12 protein-coding genes and 2 tRNA genes are annotated in these 19,311 nt (G+C 66.0%); 5 read left to right on the top strand and 9 right to left on the bottom strand.

Going from position 1 to position 19,311, the window contains the following annotated elements; translation table 11 throughout:
- Positions 1–168 precede the first annotated feature (168 nt).
- Positions 169–1,770 carry a S1C family serine protease gene (locus tag AC4EEO_RS06010; protein ID WP_109863767.1) on the bottom strand — a complete coding sequence of 534 codons (1,602 nt, stop codon included), beginning with the start codon at positions 1,768–1,770 and terminating at the stop codon, positions 169–171.
- Positions 1,771–2,052: 282 nt separating this feature from the next.
- Between AC4EEO_RS06010 and AC4EEO_RS06005 the strand changes: the two genes are divergently transcribed.
- From AC4EEO_RS06005 to AC4EEO_RS05995, 3 genes are all read left to right on the top strand, one after another.
- Positions 2,053–4,104, top strand: coding sequence for a TPM domain-containing protein (locus AC4EEO_RS06005; RefSeq protein ID WP_491340101.1), 2,052 nt, complete (start codon positions 2,053–2,055; stop codon positions 4,102–4,104).
- Positions 4,105–4,212: 108 nt separating this feature from the next.
- A complete protein-coding gene (locus tag AC4EEO_RS06000; RefSeq protein WP_018760255.1) occupies positions 4,213–5,001 on the top strand; it encodes a PspA/IM30 family protein in 789 nt (262 codons plus the stop codon).
- An 88-nt stretch (positions 5,002–5,089) separates the two neighbouring features.
- Positions 5,090–6,529, top strand: coding sequence for a cryptochrome/photolyase family protein (locus AC4EEO_RS05995; RefSeq protein WP_491340100.1), 1,440 nt, complete (start codon positions 5,090–5,092; stop codon positions 6,527–6,529).
- Here the strand turns inward: AC4EEO_RS05995 and AC4EEO_RS05990 are convergent.
- From AC4EEO_RS05990 to AC4EEO_RS05970, 5 genes are all read right to left on the bottom strand, one after another.
- A complete protein-coding gene (locus AC4EEO_RS05990) occupies positions 6,519–7,451 on the bottom strand; it encodes a cytochrome b/b6 domain-containing protein (RefSeq protein ID WP_018760257.1) in 933 nt (310 codons plus the stop codon). The genes AC4EEO_RS05995 and AC4EEO_RS05990 overlap by 11 nt on opposite strands.
- Positions 7,452–7,587: 136 nt before the next feature.
- Positions 7,588–7,661 (bottom strand) — tRNA-Met (locus tag AC4EEO_RS05985).
- A gap of 145 nt (positions 7,662–7,806) precedes the next feature.
- Positions 7,807–7,880, bottom strand: a tRNA-Met gene (locus AC4EEO_RS05980).
- A 120-nt stretch (positions 7,881–8,000) separates the two neighbouring features.
- Positions 8,001–10,979 (bottom strand): UPF0182 family membrane protein, encoded by a 2,979-nt coding sequence (locus tag AC4EEO_RS05975; protein ID WP_491340099.1) that lies wholly within the window; start codon positions 10,977–10,979, stop codon positions 8,001–8,003.
- A gap of 165 nt (positions 10,980–11,144) precedes the next feature.
- Positions 11,145–12,347, bottom strand: a complete 1,203-nt coding sequence (locus tag AC4EEO_RS05970; protein WP_442852921.1) for a YlbL family protein — start codon at positions 12,345–12,347, stop codon at positions 11,145–11,147.
- Positions 12,348–12,483: 136 nt separating this feature from the next.
- On the opposite strand from AC4EEO_RS05970, the gene AC4EEO_RS05965 reads away from it, so the two are divergent.
- Complete coding sequence (locus tag AC4EEO_RS05965) at positions 12,484–13,926, top strand: zinc-dependent metalloprotease (protein ID WP_491340098.1); 1,443 nt, start codon at positions 12,484–12,486, stop codon at positions 13,924–13,926.
- 119 nt (positions 13,927–14,045) lie between these two features.
- On the opposite strand, the gene AC4EEO_RS05960 is transcribed toward AC4EEO_RS05965, so the two are convergent.
- The 3 genes from AC4EEO_RS05960 to nudC are packed head-to-tail and all read right to left on the bottom strand — an operon-like array spanning position 14,046 to position 17,909.
- The gene (locus AC4EEO_RS05960) at positions 14,046–14,699 is read right to left on the bottom strand and encodes a M48 family metallopeptidase (RefSeq protein WP_491340097.1); all 654 of its coding nucleotides are present in this window, start codon (positions 14,697–14,699) and stop codon (positions 14,046–14,048) included.
- Positions 14,696–16,831, bottom strand: a complete 2,136-nt coding sequence (locus tag AC4EEO_RS05955; protein WP_018760262.1) for an ATP-dependent helicase — start codon at positions 16,829–16,831, stop codon at positions 14,696–14,698. The genes AC4EEO_RS05960 and AC4EEO_RS05955 overlap by 4 nt, the downstream gene beginning before the upstream one ends.
- Before the next feature lie 55 nt (positions 16,832–16,886).
- Positions 16,887–17,909 (bottom strand): NAD(+) diphosphatase, encoded by a 1,023-nt coding sequence (nudC, locus tag AC4EEO_RS05950; RefSeq protein WP_491340096.1) that lies wholly within the window; start codon positions 17,907–17,909, stop codon positions 16,887–16,889.
- Between the two features lie 143 nt (positions 17,910–18,052).
- On the opposite strand from nudC, the gene AC4EEO_RS05945 reads away from it, so the two are divergent.
- Positions 18,053–19,285: a macrolide 2'-phosphotransferase gene (locus AC4EEO_RS05945; protein ID WP_491330208.1), complete on the top strand. Its 1,233-nt coding sequence runs from the start codon at positions 18,053–18,055 to the stop codon at positions 19,283–19,285.
- Positions 19,286–19,311: the final 26 nt, after the last annotated feature.

Below are 19,311 nucleotides of genomic sequence, written 5' to 3'. Positions count from 1 at the left end.
GGTCATGGCCGCGGAATGCCCGGCAGGCGGGTAGCTCCTAGCTAACCATATCGGCGCGTCCGGGCGCCCTCTTCCGTTAACGCCTGTGTCAGGTTTTCCGTTGCGCCGGACATGCCGACGGCGGCGCCCCCTGGGTGGGGACGCCGCCGTCGTGATGGCTTGGGCGTGTCAGCTGGCTGCCGCGCCGAGCGTGACGTCGAACGTCTGCTCCTTGCCGCCGCGCTGGACCGTGATCTTGACCGTGGAACCTGCCGGCTGCTCGCGGACCGCCGCGGTCAGCTGGTTCGGTTCACCGATGCTGAGGTCGTTGAACTTGGTGATGACGTCGCCGACCTTGATCCCGGCCTTCCCTGCCGGCGAACTGGCGTCAACCGTGGCTACGTCGGCGCCTACCGAGAATTCCGAGGACGCACCGGAGGTACTCTTCGCCTTGACGCTGACACCGAGCTGGCCATGGGAGGCCTTGCCGTTGTCGATGATCTCCTGCGCCACGCGCTTGGCGTTGTTGATCGGGATGCTGAACCCGACGCCGATGTTGCCGCTCTGGGACGTCGAGGTGCCGGAGCCTGCGGACGCGATGGCCACATTCACGCCGATGATCTCACCCTTGCTGTTGACGAGGGCGCCGCCGGAGTTGCCGGGATTGATCGCTGCATCGGTCTGGATGACGTTGATGGCGATGGATCCCTGGCTCGAGCTTTGCTGGCTTTGTCCGCCGCCCGGAGGCGCAAACTGGAAGCCCTGGTCACCGCCCTGGCTGTTGTCACCGCCCTGCGGGGCTGCCGACGATGCCACGCTGATGGTCCGGTTCAGCGTGGACACGATGCCATCCGTCACCGTCCCGGTCAGCCCAAGCGGTGAACCGATGGCGATGGCGGTGTCACCCACGTTGAGTTTGGAGGAATCCCCCAGGGTTGCAGGAGTGAGGCTTGAGGTGTCGTCCACCTTGATCACCGCGAGGTCGGACAAGGGGTCCGTGCCTACGAGCTTCGCGGGAAGGACCTTGCCGTCGCTGGTGCGGATTTCAAGGGTGGCGTTGGCCGTCTGGCCGTCCAGCGTGACCACGTGGGTGTTGGTGAGAATGTGTCCCTGGTCGTCAAGGACGATGCCCGAACCGGTGCCACCGGAGCTGCCGCTGGTGGCACTGATGGTAACGACACTGGGGGAAGCCTTCACCGCGGCGGCTGTAATGGCGTTGACGTCATCCTTGTTATTCACGATGACCGTTCCCGGCTGGTTGCTGCCACCCACCGCCGAGGTGCCGGAGCCGGCGTTTCCAAACAGTTCACCTGCGCCCACCGTTGCCACGCCGCCGCCCACAAGCCCAGCGGCGAGGATGCTGGCGATGAGGGTGCCGATGCCGAAGGTCGCCTTCCGGCGCGGAGCATCCTTGGGATTGGGCGCCAGGCCGACACTTGAATGCTGCATACCGGGCCCCGCGCCCTGGCCTGGCTGGCCGTTCTGCTGCTGGCCGTAGTATCCGGACTGGCCGTAGAAAGGCTGGCGCTGCGGGTAAACGGGCCTGGGAGCGCCGGGGAGCTCCTGGGTGTGGTCCTGGCGTGCTGCCTGCGGCTGGTCCAGCCGTTCCGTGGGGTCGTGCTGCTGGTCAGCGGCACCGTACTGCCCCTGCTCGTGGCCGGCATTGCCCCCGCCCCCGGACTGAGTGTCCGCCGGGCCGGCTCCGGGCTGCTGCGGGTCCTGCTGCTGCCAGGGGTTCCGGCTGCCCGCGCTGCCCTCCGGGACCGGTCCTGGCGTGTGATTCTCAGTCATGGGACTTCCTTTCATCCTTGTCCGCCATTAACTATGACCCGTCCCGCTGGAACAAGCTCGGATGTTTGCTGAAAGCTTCCTGAACGTCGTGGCGTTCCCATAGAACCCCGCAATGTGTTTCGCTGGCGGCATATTCGGCCGCATGGACTGGCTGTGGGGTGCACCATAGAATCAAGATGAATTGCCACAGCGACCTGCGGCTTCACACCAAGCGTGGGGGCGCTGCTGGATTCGACGACTGATTCGTCCCGAGTCGGTGTCAGGCGTGCTGAAGGGTTGCACATGCGGTCAAAGTTCAAACGTTTCCTCGCCGTGATCGGCCTTGCCGGGCTGCTCACGATTCCCGCCGGCGCGGCCTGGGCCGAAGACCCGGTGACCATTCCCTCCGGAACGAACATTGTTGATAATGCCAACGTCCTGGGCAGCCGGAAGGGCGAAGTCCAGGACGCCATCCAGAAGCTACTGAAAGACCACAAGTACAACCTGTACGTGGTCACGGTGAAGACCTTCACCAACCCGACCGATCCGGCCCAGTGGACCCAGAAAGTAGCTGAGCTGAGGACCATGGGCAGGGCTGACGCCGTCCTGGCAATTGCTGTTGATGACGGCAAGTTCAACTTCGTCACGAATTCGAGCAGCCCCATCCGGTCCAAGCAGGCCAACATCAGCCAAAACGCAGTCACCGCCAACCTGGCCGGGGGCAAGAAGGACTATGCGCAGGCTGCCATCGACACCGCCTCAGCAATCGGCGACGCCGCCAATGGCGGCAGCGGCAGTGTGTCTTCCGGTGACGGTGCGGGCGCCGCGGTTCTGGTTGGAGCCGGCGTCGTCGTGGCAGGCGGCGGTGCCTACCTGTACTACCGCAACCGCCGGAAGAAGGCCGCAGCCCAGGCCTCCACGGGCAGCTACGGCCCCCAAGGTGCCGAGCTGGACCCATTGGCTTCGCTGAGCGTGGACGAACTCCGCCGCAAGAGTGGCTCCCTCCTGATCGAAGCTGATGACGCCATCAAGTCCAGCGAACAGGAACTCGGCTTCGCCCAGGCGCAGTACGGCGACTCCGCCGTGGGGAACTTCACCAAAGCGCTGGAGGAAGCCAAAGCCCACATGGGCGAGTCCTTCAAATTGCAGCAGCAGCTTGATGACCACATTCCGGACACCGAAGAACAGCAACGCACCTGGCTGGGCGAGATTATCCGCCGGTCCGAGGCCGCCCTGGCCTCCCTGCAGGAGCAGAAAGCGGACTTCGACTCACTGCGTGAACTGGAAAAGAACGCGCCCCAGGCCCTCGCGGCCGTCAATGCCGGAGCCCGGGAAGCGGACGCCAAGATTTCCACGGCCGAGCAGTCGCTTGCCGAAATGCGGTCCAAGTACGCGGACAGCGCGCTGACACAGGTTTCTGACAACATCGTCCAAGCCAAGGAGCGGCTGGCCTTCGTGCAGAACGCCTCGGCAACCGCGCAGCAGAAACTGGACGGGGGCGAGCAAAGCCTCGCCGCCGTGGCAGTCCGCGCAGCCGAGGAGAGCCTGCACCAAACCAACGTCCTGCTGGACGCCATCTCCAAGCTGTCCGCGAGCCTCGATGAAGCCCGGAACAGCGTCGAAACGGCGGTGGTGGACACGGCGCAGGACCTGGCGCAGGCAAAGGCCATGATCCAGTCCGGAACCCACGCCGAGCTGGCGGGCCCCGTGGCTGCGGTGGAAGCGGCCCTTGCCCAGGTAAAGAGCGAAATCCAGGGCGGGAAGATCGATCCTGTCGCCACCCTGCAACGGGTCGAAAGCGCGCACCAGACCCTGGACCAGGCCTTGACCGGCATCCGGGACCAGCAGGAGCAGGCGCGGCGCGCCCAGGCATCCCTGCAGCAAACCATCATGTCCGCGCAAGCCCAAATCAGCGCAACCTCCGACTACATCACAGCGCGGCGCGGCGGCGTTGGCACCGAGGCGCGGACCCGACTGGCCGAATCCCAGCGCAACCTCGACTACGCCCTCTCCATCGCACGGACAGATCCGGTCACGGCCCTGACCTATGCACAGCAGGCCCACGCCCTGGCGGCGCAGGCAGCACAACTGGCCCAGGCAGACGTTGACCACTTTGACGGCTACGCCAACCAGGGCTTCGGCCGTGGCGGCATGTTCGGCGGCGGCGGTGGCGGCGGCCTGGGCGGTGCCATCCTCGGTGGCATCCTGATCAACTCCATCCTGAACGGCGGCCACGGCGGCTGGGGCGGCGGTGGCGGCTGGGGCGGGGACTCCGGCGGAGGTGGCGGCTGGGGCGGAGACTCCGGCGGCTTCGGCGGCGGAGACTTCGGCGGCGGCGACTCCGGCAGTTTCTAGACCCTCCGCCGGCCCAGACCGGAGCAATCCGGCCGGCGGACAACAGCAGTACACCACTGTGCACCGGTTCCAGTGGGTCAACACAGAGCAGGACGAAAGGCAAACACCATGGTTAAGCAGTCCATTTTCGGCCGGATCGCACAGCTGGCAAAGGCGAATATCAACTCTTTGCTGGACAACGCCGAAGATCCGCAGAAGATGCTGGACCAGATGGTCCGCGACTACACGAACAACATCGCAGAGGCCGAATCCGCCGTGGCCCAGACCATCGGCAACCTCCGGATGCTCGAGGACGACTACAACGAGGACATCAAGAACGCCCAGGACTGGGGCAACAAAGCCCTCGCCGCCTCCCGCAAGGCTGACGAATTCCGCGCCGCCGGCGATGTGGCCGACGCCGAGAAATTCGACAACCTGGCCAAGGTTGCCCTGCAGCGCCAGATGGCGGCCGAGAGTGAAGCCAAGGGCGCTGAGCCGAGCATCGCCTCCCAGCGCGAAATCGTGGACAAGCTCAAGGTGGGCTTGGACCAGATGAAGAACAAGCTCAACCAGCTGACCAGCAAGCGCAACGAACTCGTCGCCAGGTCCAAGACCGCCGCTGCCCAGTCGCAGGTGCACGACGCCATTAAGAGCATCGACATCATGGACCCCACCAGCGAAGTCGGCCGCTTCGAAGAGAAGATCCGCCGCGAGGAGGCCAAGGTCCGCGGACAGGAGGAACTTGCCGCGTCCAGCCTCGATGCACAGTTCAACCAGCTGGAAGACCTGGGAGAGCAGACGGAGATCGAAGCCAGGCTGGCAGCGCTGAAGGCCGGGGGCAAGCCTGCCCTCGGCGCTGGGAGCCAGGCGTCAACGTCCGGATCCACGGTGGACGAAGCCGACTTCGACAAGCTCTGACCTGCGGGATATCCGCTGCATGGAACAAGACAATGGCCGGGACCGGTGTCCCGGCCATTGTCTTGCCTCCAGTGTGTAGCGTGGTGGTATGGCATCCACTGAACAAACGTCCCTGGTATGGCTGCGCGACGACCTGCGCCTGGACGACAACCCGGCGCTGGACGCCGCGGCCCGCCTGGGCGGTCCCATGACGGTGGTCTATATCCTCGACGAGGAGTCCGAAGGAATACGCCCGCGGGGTGGTGCTGCCCGCTGGTGGCTGCACCATTCCCTGGTGGCCCTGGCAGCGGACCTGGAAGGCAAAGGTTCCCGGCTGGTACTGCGCCGCGGTTCCGCGGCGGGCATCATCCAGGACCTGGCTGCCCGGACCAAGGCGACGCATCTTTTGTGGAACCGGCGGTACGGCCAGCCCGAGCGGACCATTGATGCCGGGCTCAAGGACTGGGCCGGAAGCAACGGCATCGAAGCCGCCAGCTTCCAGGCGAACCTCCTCTTCGAGCCTTGGACCATTACCACGGGCGCGGGCGGCCCGTACAAGGTCTACTCCCCCTTCTGGCGGGCCTGCCTGGCCGCGGCGGACATCCGCGACCCCCTGGAGGCACCTGGGACATTGCCGGGGCCTGCTCCGTCCGGCCGCGGACTGCCCGCCTCAGACACGCTCAGCAGCTGGGCCCTCCTGCCCACTTCCCCCGACTGGAGCGGCGGCCTGGCCGAGGCCTGGGAGCCGGGCGAAAAGGGCGCAGCACACCGCCTGGAGGAGTTCCTGGACGGCCCCATCGAGGAGTACGGCACGGGCAGGAACCTTCCCGGCACCGATGGCACCAGCAGGCTGTCACCATACCTGCGGTTCGGCGAGATCAGCCCGTTCCGCGTGTGGCGCGAGATCCGCCGCCGCCACCCCCGCAAAATCCCTGCCGACGTCGGAACATTCCGCTCGGAACTGGGCTGGCGCGAGTTCAACTGGCATCTGCTGTACCACAATCCGGACCTGGCCACCCAAAACTTCCGGCCGGCGTTCGACAAGTTTCAGTGGGGGTCGCCAGGCAAACGGGAACTTGAGGCGTGGAAGCACGGAAACACGGGCTATCCCCTGGTGGACGCCGGCATGCGGCAGCTCTGGCAGACGGGCTGGATGCACAACCGCGTCCGGATGGCGGCCGCATCCTTCCTGGTCAAGAACCTCCTGACAGATTGGCGGATCGGCGAGGAATGGTTCTGGGACACCCTGGTGGACGCGGACGCCGCGAACAACCCGGCCAACTGGCAGTGGGTGGCGGGTTCCGGCGCCGATGCCTCACCGTACTACCGGATCTTTAATCCCGTCACGCAGAGCAAGAAATTCGACGCCAACGGAAGGTACCTGCGCGAGTTCATCCCCGAACTTTCGGAGCTGGACGGCAAAGCCATCCATGAACCCTGGAAGTCAGGGGTCCAGGGCTACCCGGAACCGCTCGTGGACTTGCCGGAATCGCGGGAGCGGGCGCTGAACACTTACCAGCAGCTCAAGGACTCTGAGGCTAGCGGCTGACCTTGCCCATAAGGGACGCGATGGGGCGCAGGAAGATCGGACGCGCCAGGAACCAGGCGGCCGCCATGACCGCGACCGAGGCAAGGAAGACCCAGAAGCCGAACCAGCCGTCGTCGTCGCTGACACCGTACATATGGTTCAGGTTCCGCAGCGCGCCGGTGGTGAGCACCAGGAAGACGTGGACCACGATGAAGGCGACGAAGTAGATCATCACAGGGAAGTGGACGGCACGCGCCCATTCAATCGGGTAGGCCTTGTTGAGCCTGGCTGCCTTCTTTGGCCACGCGGAGGACATCCGCAGGCCGGTGATGAATGCCAGCGGCGCCGCAATGAAAACAGTGACGAAGTAGGCCAGGAGCTGCAGCGCGTTGTAGTTGATCCAGCCATCCTCCGTGGGCCAGTCCAGCGACGCGTATTGCAGCGCGGCAGAGAGCGCGTTGGGAACGACATCCCAGCTCGTGGGGACAATGCGCATCCACTGGCCGGTGGCAAACAGCAGGACAGCGAAGACCAGCCCGTTCAGGATCCACAGGGCATCAAGGGTCAGGTGGAACCAGAGCTCCAGGCTGATCTTGGTGGGCGCATTCCTGGTACGGATCAAGCCCTTGTTGTTGCGGGTCCAATGCCCGCTGGGACGGGTGGTGGTCCGCACCTGCCATCCGGTGCGGATGATCAGGAGCAGGAAGAAACCGTTCAGGAAGTGCTGCCAGGCGAGCCACGCCGGGAACCCAACAGGGGCGGAGGCCGGCAGTTCAGATTGGCCCGGGTAATCGGCCACGAACGATGCAACGGCCGGCAGTCCCATCAGCAGCCTGGCGGCCAGCACTGCCAGGACCAGTGCCACGAGGACGGCGGGAACCGCCCAATAGAGCCGGGACCGCTTACCCGTCGCGGCGCCGGGCTTCTTCGTGGGTGTGGCCATCGAACAACATACCTCTCAAGAATGGCGTATGGCTGCCCACGGATCGTGGGGTCCTCGAAAGAGAATACTAGGAACTATGCGCATCCAGGCAAAAAGAAGGCCCCGCCGGCGTAACTGCCGGCGGGGCCTTCATAAGTTGCGGGGACAGGATTTGAACCTGTGACCTCTGGGTTATGAGCCCAGCGAGCTACCGAACTGCTCCACCCCGCGTCGCTTGATCAACACTACCCTACTTTTGCGGCGGTCCCGACCACCCTGAGCACCACCGGGGCACGCCTCCCGAAAGGCTTTGCGCTGTCGCGCGGGCAAAGCAGAAGGCCCGAACATTGTTCCCAATGATCGGGCCTTCTTCCAGTTGCGGGGACAGGATTTGAACCTGTGACCTCTGGGTTATGAGCCCAGCGAGCTACCGAACTGCTCCACCCCGCGTCGCAAGAACTACTTTACCGGGAGGTGAACCGGAGGCCAAATCGGCGGGGCGTGACGTCCGTTACGCCGGCCCGGCACCCGCGCCCGTGGAGGCTGGGATGCCGGGCCGCCGTCGTCGGACTAGCGGCTCGCTGACGGGGACGGCGTCGCCGAAGGTGAACCGGAGGCGGCCGGTGCCGGCGTCGCCTCCGGAGCCGTGACCGGAATCTTGGCTTCGGCCTCCATGGCCTTCTGCAGTGCGGCCGCGACCTTCTTCTGGGCCTCGCCGTAGGCGGCGAAGTCGCCCGCCGCAAGGGCTGTCTGGCCGGCCTGGATGGCCGAGTTGGCGTCATCCAAAGCCGCCTTCAGCTGGGCCTTGGCGTCGGCTGCCGCAGGCGTCGAAGGCGCTGCCGGCCCGGCGGGCGTTTGCCCGTTATTGGCCGAGTCTCCGGCTGCTGCCCCCGAATCGCCTCCGAAGAGCTGCTTCAGGGCTGCGTCCAGGGTGGGCGCGAAGCCCACCTTGTCACCGAATGCCACCAGCACCCGCTGCAGGGTCGGGTAGGAGGTCTCGCCCGTCGACTTGAGGTAGACGGGCTGGACATAGAGGATGCCGCCGCCCACGGGCAGGGTGAGCAGGTTGCCGTTCAGCACATCCGATGCGCCCTGCCGCAACAGGTTAAGGGCCTGCGACACGGTGGGGTCCGAGTTGAACTTATTCTGCGCCTGCCCGGGGCCGGGGACCTGGGTCTCCGGCGGAATCTGCAGCAGCCGCAGCTTGCCGTAGCCGTCAGCCTTCACCCCCGCCTGGTTGCCGGCGTCCGAGTCGGCGGCCAGGAAGCCATACAGGACGTTCCGTGCGTTTCCGTTGACAATTTGCGGAATGAACGACGACGTCAGCTGGAACGCCGGCTTCTGCTGGTCAGGCATCTGCAAGGACATGTAGAACGGCGGCTGCTTGACGTCCGTGTCCACAGTCGGATCAGCCGGAGTGCTCCACACATCGTTGTTCTTGTAGAAGCTGATGGGATCCGTCACGTGGTACTGCCCCAGGAGCTCCCGCTGGACCTTGAAGAGATCCTCCGGGTAGCGCACGTGGCTCATGAGCGCACCGGACATCTCGGAGTACGGCTTCAGCGAGGACGGGAAGACCTTCTGCCAGGCCTTGAGGACGGGGTCGGTATCGTCCCAGGCGTACAGGGTGACCGAGCCGTCGTAGGCGTCCACCGTGGCCTTGACCGAGTTCCGGATGTAGTTCACCGTGCTGTTGGGCAGCGCCACGGCGCGGCCGGAACTGGTCTGGGAATCAGCCGTCGCATCGGAGAGCTGCTTCTGCTGCGAGTAGGGGTAGTACTGGCTGGTGGTGTAGGCATCCACGATCCACTTGACCCGGCCGTCCACCAGGGCGGGGTAGGATCCGCCGTCCACCGTCAGGTACGGGGCCACCTTCTGGACGCGTTCGCGGGGGTTCCGGTCGTACAGGATTTGCGATTCGGAGTTCACCCCGTCCGAGAGCAGCAGGTCCGAGGACTGGAATTTGATGGCGTACAGGATCTTGTTGAAGAAAGAGCCGACGTTCGGGCCGCCGTTGCCCTTGAAGGTGTACTGGGTTTCGCCTTCGCCTTCCTTGCCGGACGGGCGGTCCTGTTCGCGCGGGGTGGCGCCGTCCGGAGCTCCCACGATCGAGTATTCCGGCGAGGACTCGCCGAAGTAGATCCGCGGCTCGTAGGTGGAATCACTGCCGAGGACGCCGGTGGAAGGGATGCCGGACTGCAGGAACTCAGGTTTGCCGTCCACCGTGAACTTGTTGCCCTTGGCGGCCACGACGCCATAGCCGTGCGTGTACACCACGTGCTGGTTGAGCCAGCCCTGCTGGTTGGTCTGCACGTTGGTGGGGTTCAGCTCGCGCACCGCGATCACGGTGTCCTGGATCTTGCCGTCCACCTCGTAGCGGTCCACGTTCAGGGCCTTGGGGAACTGGTAGTACGGGCGGTACTGTTCCAACTGCGCGAAGGCGTCCGAGATCAGGTTGGGGTCCAGGAGCCGGATATTGGCCGTGGTCTGCGCATCAGGTGCCAGCGCACCGGTGCTGGCCGTGTTCGTGGCGTCGTAGCGGGTTTCCTGGATGCCGTCCAGGCCGTACGCCCTGCGGGTGTTGTCGATATTGCGCTGGATGTACTGGCTTTCCAGCGTCTGTTCGGACGGACGCACCTGGAACTGCTGGATCACCCACGGGTAGACGCCGCCGGCCAGGATGGACGTAATAATCAGCATTGCCGTGCCGATCACCGGCAGTCGCCAGCGGCCGATGACGGCAGCGACGATGAACAGGACTGCCACCAGGGCGGCCGCGACGGCGAGGATGGCCTTGGTGGGGATGACGGCGTTGACATCGGTGTACAGGGCACCGGCCCAGCGGCCGCCGTTGTTCTGCACGGACGAGAAGCGGTCCAGCCAGAAGTTGACTCCCAGGAGCACCAGGAAGGCCGCACCAGTGACCGCTATATGGATTTGTGCTGCGCGGCTGGTGAAGACGCCGCGCTCCATGAGCCGGATGCTGCCGTACAGGTAGTGGGTGAGGATCCCCGCGATGCCGGCAATGACCACCACGCTGATGTGGAACCCGGTCACGAACCCCAGGAAGGGCAGGGTCATCAGGTAGAAGCTGATGTCCATGTTGAACTGCGGGTCGTTTTGCCCGAAGCCCACCTGGTTGAAGAAGAGCAGCACCTTCTGCCACTGGCTCGCCGCGGCGCTGCCCGCAAACAGGCCGAACAGGATGGGAAGCCCCACCATGACAATCCGGCGGACCGGCTCAAGCTGGGCCTGGTACCTGTTGAGGTTGTCCCGCACCTCCGAATCCGGCGCGTAGACCGGCCGGGCGTTATAGGCGATCCGGATCGCGAAGAACACAGCCGCGAACATGAGGGCGAAGCCGGCCACGAACGTGGCAATCTTGGCCAGGTTCTCCGTGATGAAGACCTCGATGAAGCCCAGCTGCCGGTACCAGAGGACGTCGGTCCAAACGTTGGCGAAGAAAATGAAGCCCACAACCACCAGGGCGACAACGATCAGGGTGGGCGTTAAGGCGCCGCGACGTGAAGGGGGTCTGCCTGTGGGCATGGTGCTGGCGGGACGGGACAAACTGGGTACCTCATAGCTGGTCGTCAGAATATTCGAAGCGTGCGAGCGACGCACCCTACCGGCCAAGAACGGCTGGTTTGGTCCGTCATCTGTGCCACGAGTGGCGGTGGAGCTTAGTTCCTGTCGGTTCTAGATGCGCCCAGTCTAGTTGTTTGCGCAGGTCGGCAGGCCGGACGTGTCCTGTCCGCTGCCTGCGGCTTCCACCGCGTGCCGGGCCTGGGACAGGTTTTCCACCCGGACCACCTGGAGTCCGTCCGGAACATGGCCGGCCACCTCGTCGCAGTTTCCGGCCGGCGCCAGGAAGAGCGTGGCGCCGGATGCGCGGGCACCGCGCATCTTCTGTGCGATCCCGCCGATAGGGCCCACCGTGCCGTCCGGGGCGATGGTGCCCGTGCCCGCGATGTGCTTGCCGCCCGTGAGGTCACCCGGCGTCACGGTATCGATAATGCCCAGCGAAAACATGAGTCCTGCGCTCGGTCCGCCCACCTTGTCCAGGGAAATCTGGACTTGGAAGGGGAAATTGAACAGGTACTTGAGCATGACGCCAAGAATGTAGCGGCCTTGGCCGTTGTCCTTGGGCGTGATGTCCAAGGTAACGGGCTGGCCTCCGCGCTCCACCGTTACCGTGGCCGGTGCACCCTTGCCTGCCGCCAGCTCATCCTGGATGACGGACAGGGACGTGATGTCCTTGCCGTTGATGGTCTTCAGGACGTCGCCTTGCTGGATCTTCCCGGCGGAAGCGGAATCCTTTGACAGGTCCGCGGCCTGGAGCTGCTGGCTGAAAGGAATCTTGAGTTCATTCAGAGCCGACGCGACGGCGTTTTCCTGCGACGTGGTCATGGCCACGGCGCTTTGCTCCTGGGCCTCTTCCTTGGTGGTACCCGTGGGGTAGATCAATTCTTCCGGGTACACGGCTTTGGAACTGTCCAGCCACGCGGAGAAAGCGCTGAGGATGCTGACGGAGCCGGTGGGACCGCCGTCAACGTACACCGTGGTCAGGTCGAGGCTTCCGGCCGCGGGATACGTTTCATGGCCGCTGACACTGATGACCGGATGCCCTTGGCTCTCCCCCAGCGTGTTGTAGGTGGGCCCGGGGGACTCGATGACATACGGCACCGGCAGGGTCCCAACAGCGATGCCAAGCCCCAGCGCCGCCAGCCCGGCAACCATCATGGTGGACAGGCGCCTGCCCGGCCGCCCGCCGTCGTCCGCAACCATGCCCCCTGCTGAGCCGCTGCCGTCCTCGCCGTCAAGGGGGCCGTTGCCCCCCGTTGGTTCCGGACCGGAGAAGGGGCGAAGCTCGGGAACGTGGTCCTCGGAGGAATGGCCGCCACGGGTTGTAGTCACCCCACCAACAGTACGCGGTGAAGATGTCCCGGGGCGCTTTGCCTAGAGCGAACGACGGCGGCGGGCGGCAGACAGCCACGCCCCACCGGGGTACCGTGAAGACTGATCAACAGTCACACCATCGATCGGCGGGACCATGACCTCCAACCCACTCAATCCGTCCAACGGCGACGACAATCCCAAGGATCCGTTGACCGAGATGCTGCAGAACCTGATGGGCGGCAAGGGGATGGAAAACTTCGACCCCGCCGAGCTCGCCAAGGCTGCCGGCCTGCCTGACGACCCCAACCTGCTGGCCCAGATGTTCTCCCAGGTGCAGGCGATGATGAGTGCGCCGTCCGAAGGACCCGTCAACTGGACTCTGGCGCACGACAACGCCCGGCGCGTCGCCGCCGGCAGTTCAGATCCCTCCGTCACCGCGCAGCAGTCCCGGGACGTCGACGAAGCACTCCGCCTGGCCGAACTGTGGTTGGACCCGGTAACGGACCTGCCCGCCACCGGGCTGATCGGCAAAGCTTGGTCCCGTGCCGAGTGGGTGGAAGCAACCCTTGGCACCTGGAAGCGGCTGACCGAACCGGTGGCCAACAGCATCGCCAATGCCCTGTCCTCGGCCATGACGGAGCAGATGCCCGAGGAGATGAAGTCCATGATGGGCGGCGCCTCCTCGATGCTGCAGAACATGGGCGGGGCCATCTTCGGCATGCAGCTGGGCCAGGCCATCGGGGCCCTGTCCAAGGATGTTGTCAGCTCCACCGACATTGGCGTCCCGCTCGCCGACCTTGAAATGGCGCTCCTGCCTGCCAACGTCGCGGCATTCGGCGAAGGCCTGTCGCTGCCCGAGAACGACATCCGGCTGTTCCTTGCCGTGCGGGAGGCCGCACACGCGCGCCTGTTCGTGCAGGTGCCGTGGTTGCGTGGCCACCTGCTGGGCGCCATCGAGGCCTACGCCCGTGGCATCCATATCGACACCTCCCGCATCGAGGAGCTCGCCCGGGACATCGACCCGAGCAACCCGGAAGGCATCCAGGAGGCCCTCTCCCAGGGCGTGTTCATGCCGCAGCGGACCCCCGCCCAGGAGCAGGCACTGGAGAAGCTCGAGACAGCGTTGGCCCTGGTGGAGGGCTGGGTGGACGAACTCACCGCTGCCGCCACCGAGAACCTGCTGCCCTCCGCCGGCGCCCTCCGGGAAACGGTGCGGCGCCGCAGGGCCACCGGCGGTCCGGCCGAACACGCATTTGCCTCCCTGGTGGGGCTGGAGCTGCGGCCCCGGCGCCTGCGCGACGCCGCGACGCTGTGGGCAACGCTGAAAGATGAGCGCGGCATTGAAGGCCGAGACGCCATTTGGCACCACCCCGACCTGCTGCCCACCGCGGAAGACCTCGATGACCCGAAGGGTTTCAGCTCCCGCCGGAAGCTCGCCGAAGCGAGCGACAGCGAGGTCGACGACGCCCTGCAGAAGTTGCTCAGCGGCGGTTTTGACGAGGCGCCCGGTGCTGACGGTGACACCGCCGCCGGCACGGACACAAATGACGGCGGCCAGGACACGGACGACGGCGGTCCGGACCAGCCGAAGAGCTGAGATTGGTTGGCGCGGCCGGGGGTTTCCCGGCCGCGCCGGTCCGTTAAGCCGGGGTGATGGGCCAGTGCGCTGAGTCCGCCTGCGCGCGGTTGGCGCCAGACGTTGAGCGGTGGGTGGTCCTAGTCGGCGTCGCCCGGCCAGGGGTTCCCGGCAGTGTTGGGCACACGGTCCGGGACGGTAGCGTCTTTGTCCAGGCCCCGTGCGGTGGCGTATGAGACACCTTCGAGGAACGCCTTCGCGCGCCCGGTGTGGGGATAGGCCTCGAGCAACCGCCAGAACGCCGCGTTGTGCGAGGCCACCAGCAGGTGCGCCAATTCGTGCAGCAGGACGTAGTCGATCACCCATTGGGGCATCGGGCGCAGTTTGTCCGACAAGCGGATGGTCCCGTCGGCGGGGGTCGCCGAACCCCACCGCGAGTTTTGGTTGCCGACCCAGCGTACCGATGTGGGCGTTGCCCGGCCGCCAAGGTATGTTTCAGACAACTGGGCGGCATGGGCGGCCAGGGCTTCGTCGGTGGCGGGACGCCGCCGGCCGGAAGCGGCGCGCCGCTCCCCCTGCTTGTGCAGCTTTGCCAGCATCCGGTGGACCCACTCACGTTCCTGGGCCGCGGTGAACCGGGCCGGAATGGCGACCACGGCGGTACCGTCTTCCCAGAATGCCGCGACGGTCCGGGTGCGGCGCGCGGACCGCCGCACCTCCACGGGGGATCCACCGGTGGTGGTCAGGACGGCGGCGGGCTGCCCGTGGCTGCCGGGCGGGCTGCCGCGCCTCACAGCACGCTGCTTTCGGCAAGGACCTTCAGGACATCCTCCCCATAGCGTTCAAGCTTGGATGGACCGATGCCGGCAAGCCCGGCAAGTTCTTCGAGGGACGCAGGCCGCGCCTCAGCTATCGCAGTGAGGGTGGCGTCGGTGAAGACGACGAACGCGGGAACGTCAGCGGACTGGGCGACGTCGCGCCGCCAGTTCCGGAGGGCGTCAAAGGTCTGTTCCTCGTAGCTGGGCGGACACGCGTTGCAGCGTCCCACCTTGCGCTCCGCCCCGGTGGACAGCATGCTGCCACAAACCCGGCAGACTGCCGGAGCGGCCGCCTTGCGGCGCGGAACCGGTCCCTTGCCGCGGGCGCTGGAGCTGGCAACGGAGTCGGGCCGCAGCCCGTCGAGGAAACGGGACGGCTTGCGGTTGGCCCGGCCGCCGGGAGTCCGCGCCGTGCTCCACGACAGCGAGAGGTGTTCACGGGCGCGGGTGATCCCGACGTAGAGCAACCGGCGCTCCTCATCGACCGATTCAGGCGAATCTGCGAAGGAAATGGGCATCAGGCCTTCGCTGAGCCCCACCAGGAACACGGCATCCCATTCCAATCCCTTGGCTGCGTGCAGGGAGGCGAGCGTCACGCCTTGCACGGTGGGGGCATGCTGGGCGAGGGACCGCTCCTGGAGTTCGTTGACGAAGTCGCCGAGCCCGAATTCCGGACCGCGGTTCTGCGCCAGTTCATCGGCCAGTGCCACCAGCGCCGCCAATGACTCCCACCGCTCGCGGAGGGCGCCACCACTGTGCGGGGCGGAATCCGTGTAGCCGAGGGAGGAAACAATGTCCCGGACCACTTGGCCCAGTGGTTCCGGGGAATCCGCTTCGCTGACGGCCCTGGTGGCGGCGCGAAGCTGGAGAATGGCGTCCCGCACCTCCTTGCGCGCGAAGAAGCGTTCGCCACCCCGCAGCTGGTAGCCGATTCCCGCAGCCGCCAGCGCCTGTTCGTAGGCCTCGGACTGGCCGTTGGTGCGGAAAAGGACCGCGACCTCGCTCGCCGGTGTCCCGGCGTCGAGCAGTGCCTTGATCTTCAGCGCCACGGTGGCGGCTTCGGCTTCGTCGTCCGTGCATTCGGTGAACTGGGGCACGGGGCCGGCGGGACGCTGGGCCACGAGTTGCAGGGGCGTGGCCCAGGCGGCGTCTGCGGCAGGGCCGCCGCTGCGCCGGCCCGCCAGCAGGTCGTTGGCCAGCTTCACAACCTGGGGTGTGGAACGGTAGTCCCGGATGAGCTTGACCACGTTGGCCTGCGGGTAGCGGGTCTTGAAGTCCAGCAGGTGACGGGGGGATGCTCCGGTAAAGGAGTAGATGGTCTGGCTGGCGTCGCCCACCACGCAGAGTTCGTCGCGGCCGCCAAGCCAGAGTTCGAGGAGCCGCTGCTGCAGCGGGGAAACGTCCTGGTATTCGTCCACCACGAAGTGCCGGTACTGCTCCCGGACCGTGGCCGCCACCTTCTCGTCCTCCTGCAGGATGCCCACCGTAATCAGCAGCACATCTTCGAAGTCGATCACGTTGCGGTCCGTCTTGACGTCCTCGTAGGACTGGAAAACGCGGGCCACCGCCGTGAGGTCGAATCCCCCGGGTGCACCGCGTCCCTGCGCGTTCTCCAGGTAATTGGCAGGCGTCAGCATGGACACCTTGGCCCATTCAATCTCCGAGGCGAGGTCGCGGATGGACGCGCGGTCGGTGCTCAGCCTCAGCCGCCGGGCGGCCTCGGCGAGGATCTGGGCCTTGTGATCCAGCAGGTTCGGCAGGGTGCCGCCCACCGCTTGCGGCCAAAAAAACTGCAGTTGGCGCAGCGCGGCGGCGTGGAAGGTCCTTGCCTGGACATTGCCCGCTCCCAGGTCCCGCAGGCGGCTGCGCATCTCGGCCGCGGCCCGGGCGGTGAAGGTCACCGCCAGCAGTCGCTGGGGCGTGTAGACCCCCGAATGGACGCCGTAGGCGATGCGGTGCGTGATGGCGCGGGTCTTGCCCGTACCCGCTCCCGCCAGGACGCACAGCGGACCGTTGAGGGTGCTGGCCACTTCACGCTGTTCGGCGTCCAGCCCCCCGAGGATCCGGTCCTCCAGGGAGGCTGCTCCGTCAAAATTCTCTGTAGTCACTTCTGCTGCTTTGTTTCTCGACTACCGCGTGCTGGAGTCTGGTGGATGGAATTACTTAGGCTCCGGCCAGGTCCCGGATCCGGCCGCCGTACCAGTGCTCAATCAGTGAGCGGGCAATCGAGAGCCTGCTGGAAATGGTGATTTCGCCACTGAGCACGGCTTCCTGGAGTTCCTCGCGGCTGAACCAGCGGGCCCTGGTGACCTCGACGCCGTCGGGCGTTGCCTGGGTGTCTTCGGTGACGGCGGTAAATCCAAGCATAAGGGAGGCAGGGAACGGCCACGACTGGGAGCCCAGATACTGGCAGGCCGAAACCCGGACCCCGACTTCCTCCTGGATCTCGCGGACGACGGCCTGCTCCAGCGATTCGCCCGGCTCAACAAAGCCGGCAAGGGTGGAGTAATTAATGGCATCCACGGGACCCCCGCCACCGAGCAGCAGCCGCCCGTCCGCGCCGACGACAGTGACGATGATCGCAGGATCGGTCCGGGGATAGTGTTCCGAGTTGTCCGCCGGGCAACGGCGGACCCAGCCGCCGGCTTCCACGACTGTAGGCGTGCCGCAGCGCGGGCAGTGTGTGTGGCCGGCGTGCCAGTTGGCGATGGCGCTGGACTCCACAAACAACGCCGTGGAGGTGGCGGTCAGGCCTGCCGCGACGTCCCTGAACCCCGCCCAGGCCGCATCCGCGGGGATGCCGGCCGTACCGGGTTCGGGCGGTTCAGGCAGGACGAACAGCAACAGCTCCGTGCCCTCCGGGAGGTCCGAACCTGGCAGTGCGGAGCCAAGGTACACCACGAGGTGCGGGGTTGCCCCGGCCCTTTCAAGCTCCGCCAAAAGTTCCCTGGCGGGGGCGAGCACCATGGTGCTTTCCTGCACCAGGCCCTGCCGGCCCGACAGGACGACGGCCAGCGCATCCGGACCGGCCAGCAGGTCATCGATCATGCCGGGCCTGATGCGGGCAGCAGATCCCCGGTCCACCAGGGCCGGCCGCACCGGGAGCAGGGTGTCCGCCAGGTGGTTCGCGGGCAACCCTGCCGGCGCAGCCTGGTGAACGGGCAGGACAGACTCCGTATGGCTCATGAGTCCACCGTACTGACTGCCCCGGACATTTCACATTTCATGGTGCGGTTTGCCGGTAGGTAACGCCCCCTGAATTCAAGCAATCTCAAGACTCGCCGCCGGCAGACCTCAGTCTGGGACAGCTGGCAATCTACCGTGGAACGGTGAGAAGAAAACCGATTGAGCTGGCGGCCATTGCAACCGCGGCAGTCCCCGGACTGACGCCGACGGCCGTTAGTTCTGCACCGGATGATCCCGCGGACTTCGACTCGGCCCTGCTCCTGGATTCAGAAGGCAAGCGCTGGCGGGTCAGGTCGCCGCGGCACGCGGAGGCCAGCGCCCGGCTGGAAACGGAGTTCCTGGTGCTGCGGGCCTTCGCTCCGGCCGTGCGGGCCGAACTGCCCTTCCTCATGCCCACGGTAGCCGGCAGCGTACGGCTGGGAACCTTAAGCACCTTCGTGTACTCGCACCTGTCGGGCACCACGCGCAGCGTTGAGGAATTGACGTCCGGTCCGGGCAGCGTCGCCCGCGAAATCGGTACCGCCCTGGCTGCCATCCACGACCTGCCCCGGTCTTTGGTGAGCAACGCCGATCTCCCCAGCTACACCCCCAACGAGTTCCGCCAACGGAGGCTGAACGAGCTGGACCAAGCAGCGACCACAGGTAAGATTCCGGCCGCGCTCCTGCGCCGCTGGGAACACGCAATGGAGGACGTGTCCCTGTGGCGGTTCAACCCCTGCGTGGTCCACGGCGACCTGCACGAAGACAACCTGCTTATCGAGTCAGGGCGGGTCACGGCGGTCACCGGCTGGACAGACCTGAGGATCGGTGACCCCGCGGACGACTTCGCCTGGCTGGTGGCTTCGAATGAGCAGGACTTCGTTGATGCAGTTCTGAAGTCCTACACCTCCGGCCGCCGCGACGCCCCGGACCAGCACCTCCTTCGCCGGGCTGCATTGTCAGCGGAGTTCGCGCTGGCACAATACCTGGTCAAGGGGCTTGCAGCTGGTGATGAGGCCATGGTCAGCGAGGCAGAAGGCATGCTGGAGAGCCTGGCCGGCGACATCGCCGAGTTTGGTGGGCAGCCCATCAGCGTCGAACCCCTTCCGGACCCCGCAAGCCGGGACAATGCGGAAGCGGCTGCACCGGCGTCCTCGGAGAGTACCGCGTCGACCGCCGTGCCCACCCCGGCACATTCCGGGTCCTCCCCCGCCGTCACGGTTGTTCCGGTCCCGGCAGAACCGGCAAAACCGGCAGCGCCCGCACAGCCCGCCGTGCATGTGACTCCCATCCCGGTGGAGGAGGCACCCGACGCCGAGGACGGGGCGTCGACGACCCAAGGACCTGATGACACCTCCACCGCCGCCATCTCGGTCATAAACGTCAAACAGGGCTGAGCCGCACCGGGACGCACGCCGGCTGC

The organism is Pseudarthrobacter sp. MOO13 (assembly GCF_058267655.1).
Note: the sequence above shows the minus strand (reverse complement) of the source record. Positions and strands in the feature narration are given on the sequence as shown.

What these genes read in the sequence shown, in the direction of transcription:
- AC4EEO_RS05995 (WP_491340100.1), top strand. Translation starts at nt 5,090, where the DNA reads ATGGCATCCACTGAACAAACGTCCCTGGTATGGCTGCGCGACGACCTG.
- AC4EEO_RS06000 (WP_018760255.1), top strand. Translation starts at nt 4,213, where the DNA reads ATGGTTAAGCAGTCCATTTTCGGCCGGATCGCACAGCTGGCAAAGGCG.
- nudC (WP_491340096.1), bottom strand. Translation starts at nt 17,909, where the DNA reads ATGAGCCATACGGAGTCTGTCCTGCCCGTTCACCAGGCTGCGCCGGCA.
- AC4EEO_RS05990 (WP_018760257.1), bottom strand. Translation starts at nt 7,451, where the DNA reads ATGGCCACACCCACGAAGAAGCCCGGCGCCGCGACGGGTAAGCGGTCC.
- AC4EEO_RS05965 (WP_491340098.1), top strand. Translation starts at nt 12,484, where the DNA reads ATGACCTCCAACCCACTCAATCCGTCCAACGGCGACGACAATCCCAAG.
- AC4EEO_RS06010 (WP_109863767.1), bottom strand. Translation starts at nt 1,770, where the DNA reads ATGACTGAGAATCACACGCCAGGACCGGTCCCGGAGGGCAGCGCGGGC.
- AC4EEO_RS06005 (WP_491340101.1), top strand. Translation starts at nt 2,053, where the DNA reads ATGCGGTCAAAGTTCAAACGTTTCCTCGCCGTGATCGGCCTTGCCGGG.
- AC4EEO_RS05975 (WP_491340099.1), bottom strand. Translation starts at nt 10,979, where the DNA reads ATGCCCACAGGCAGACCCCCTTCACGTCGCGGCGCCTTAACGCCCACC.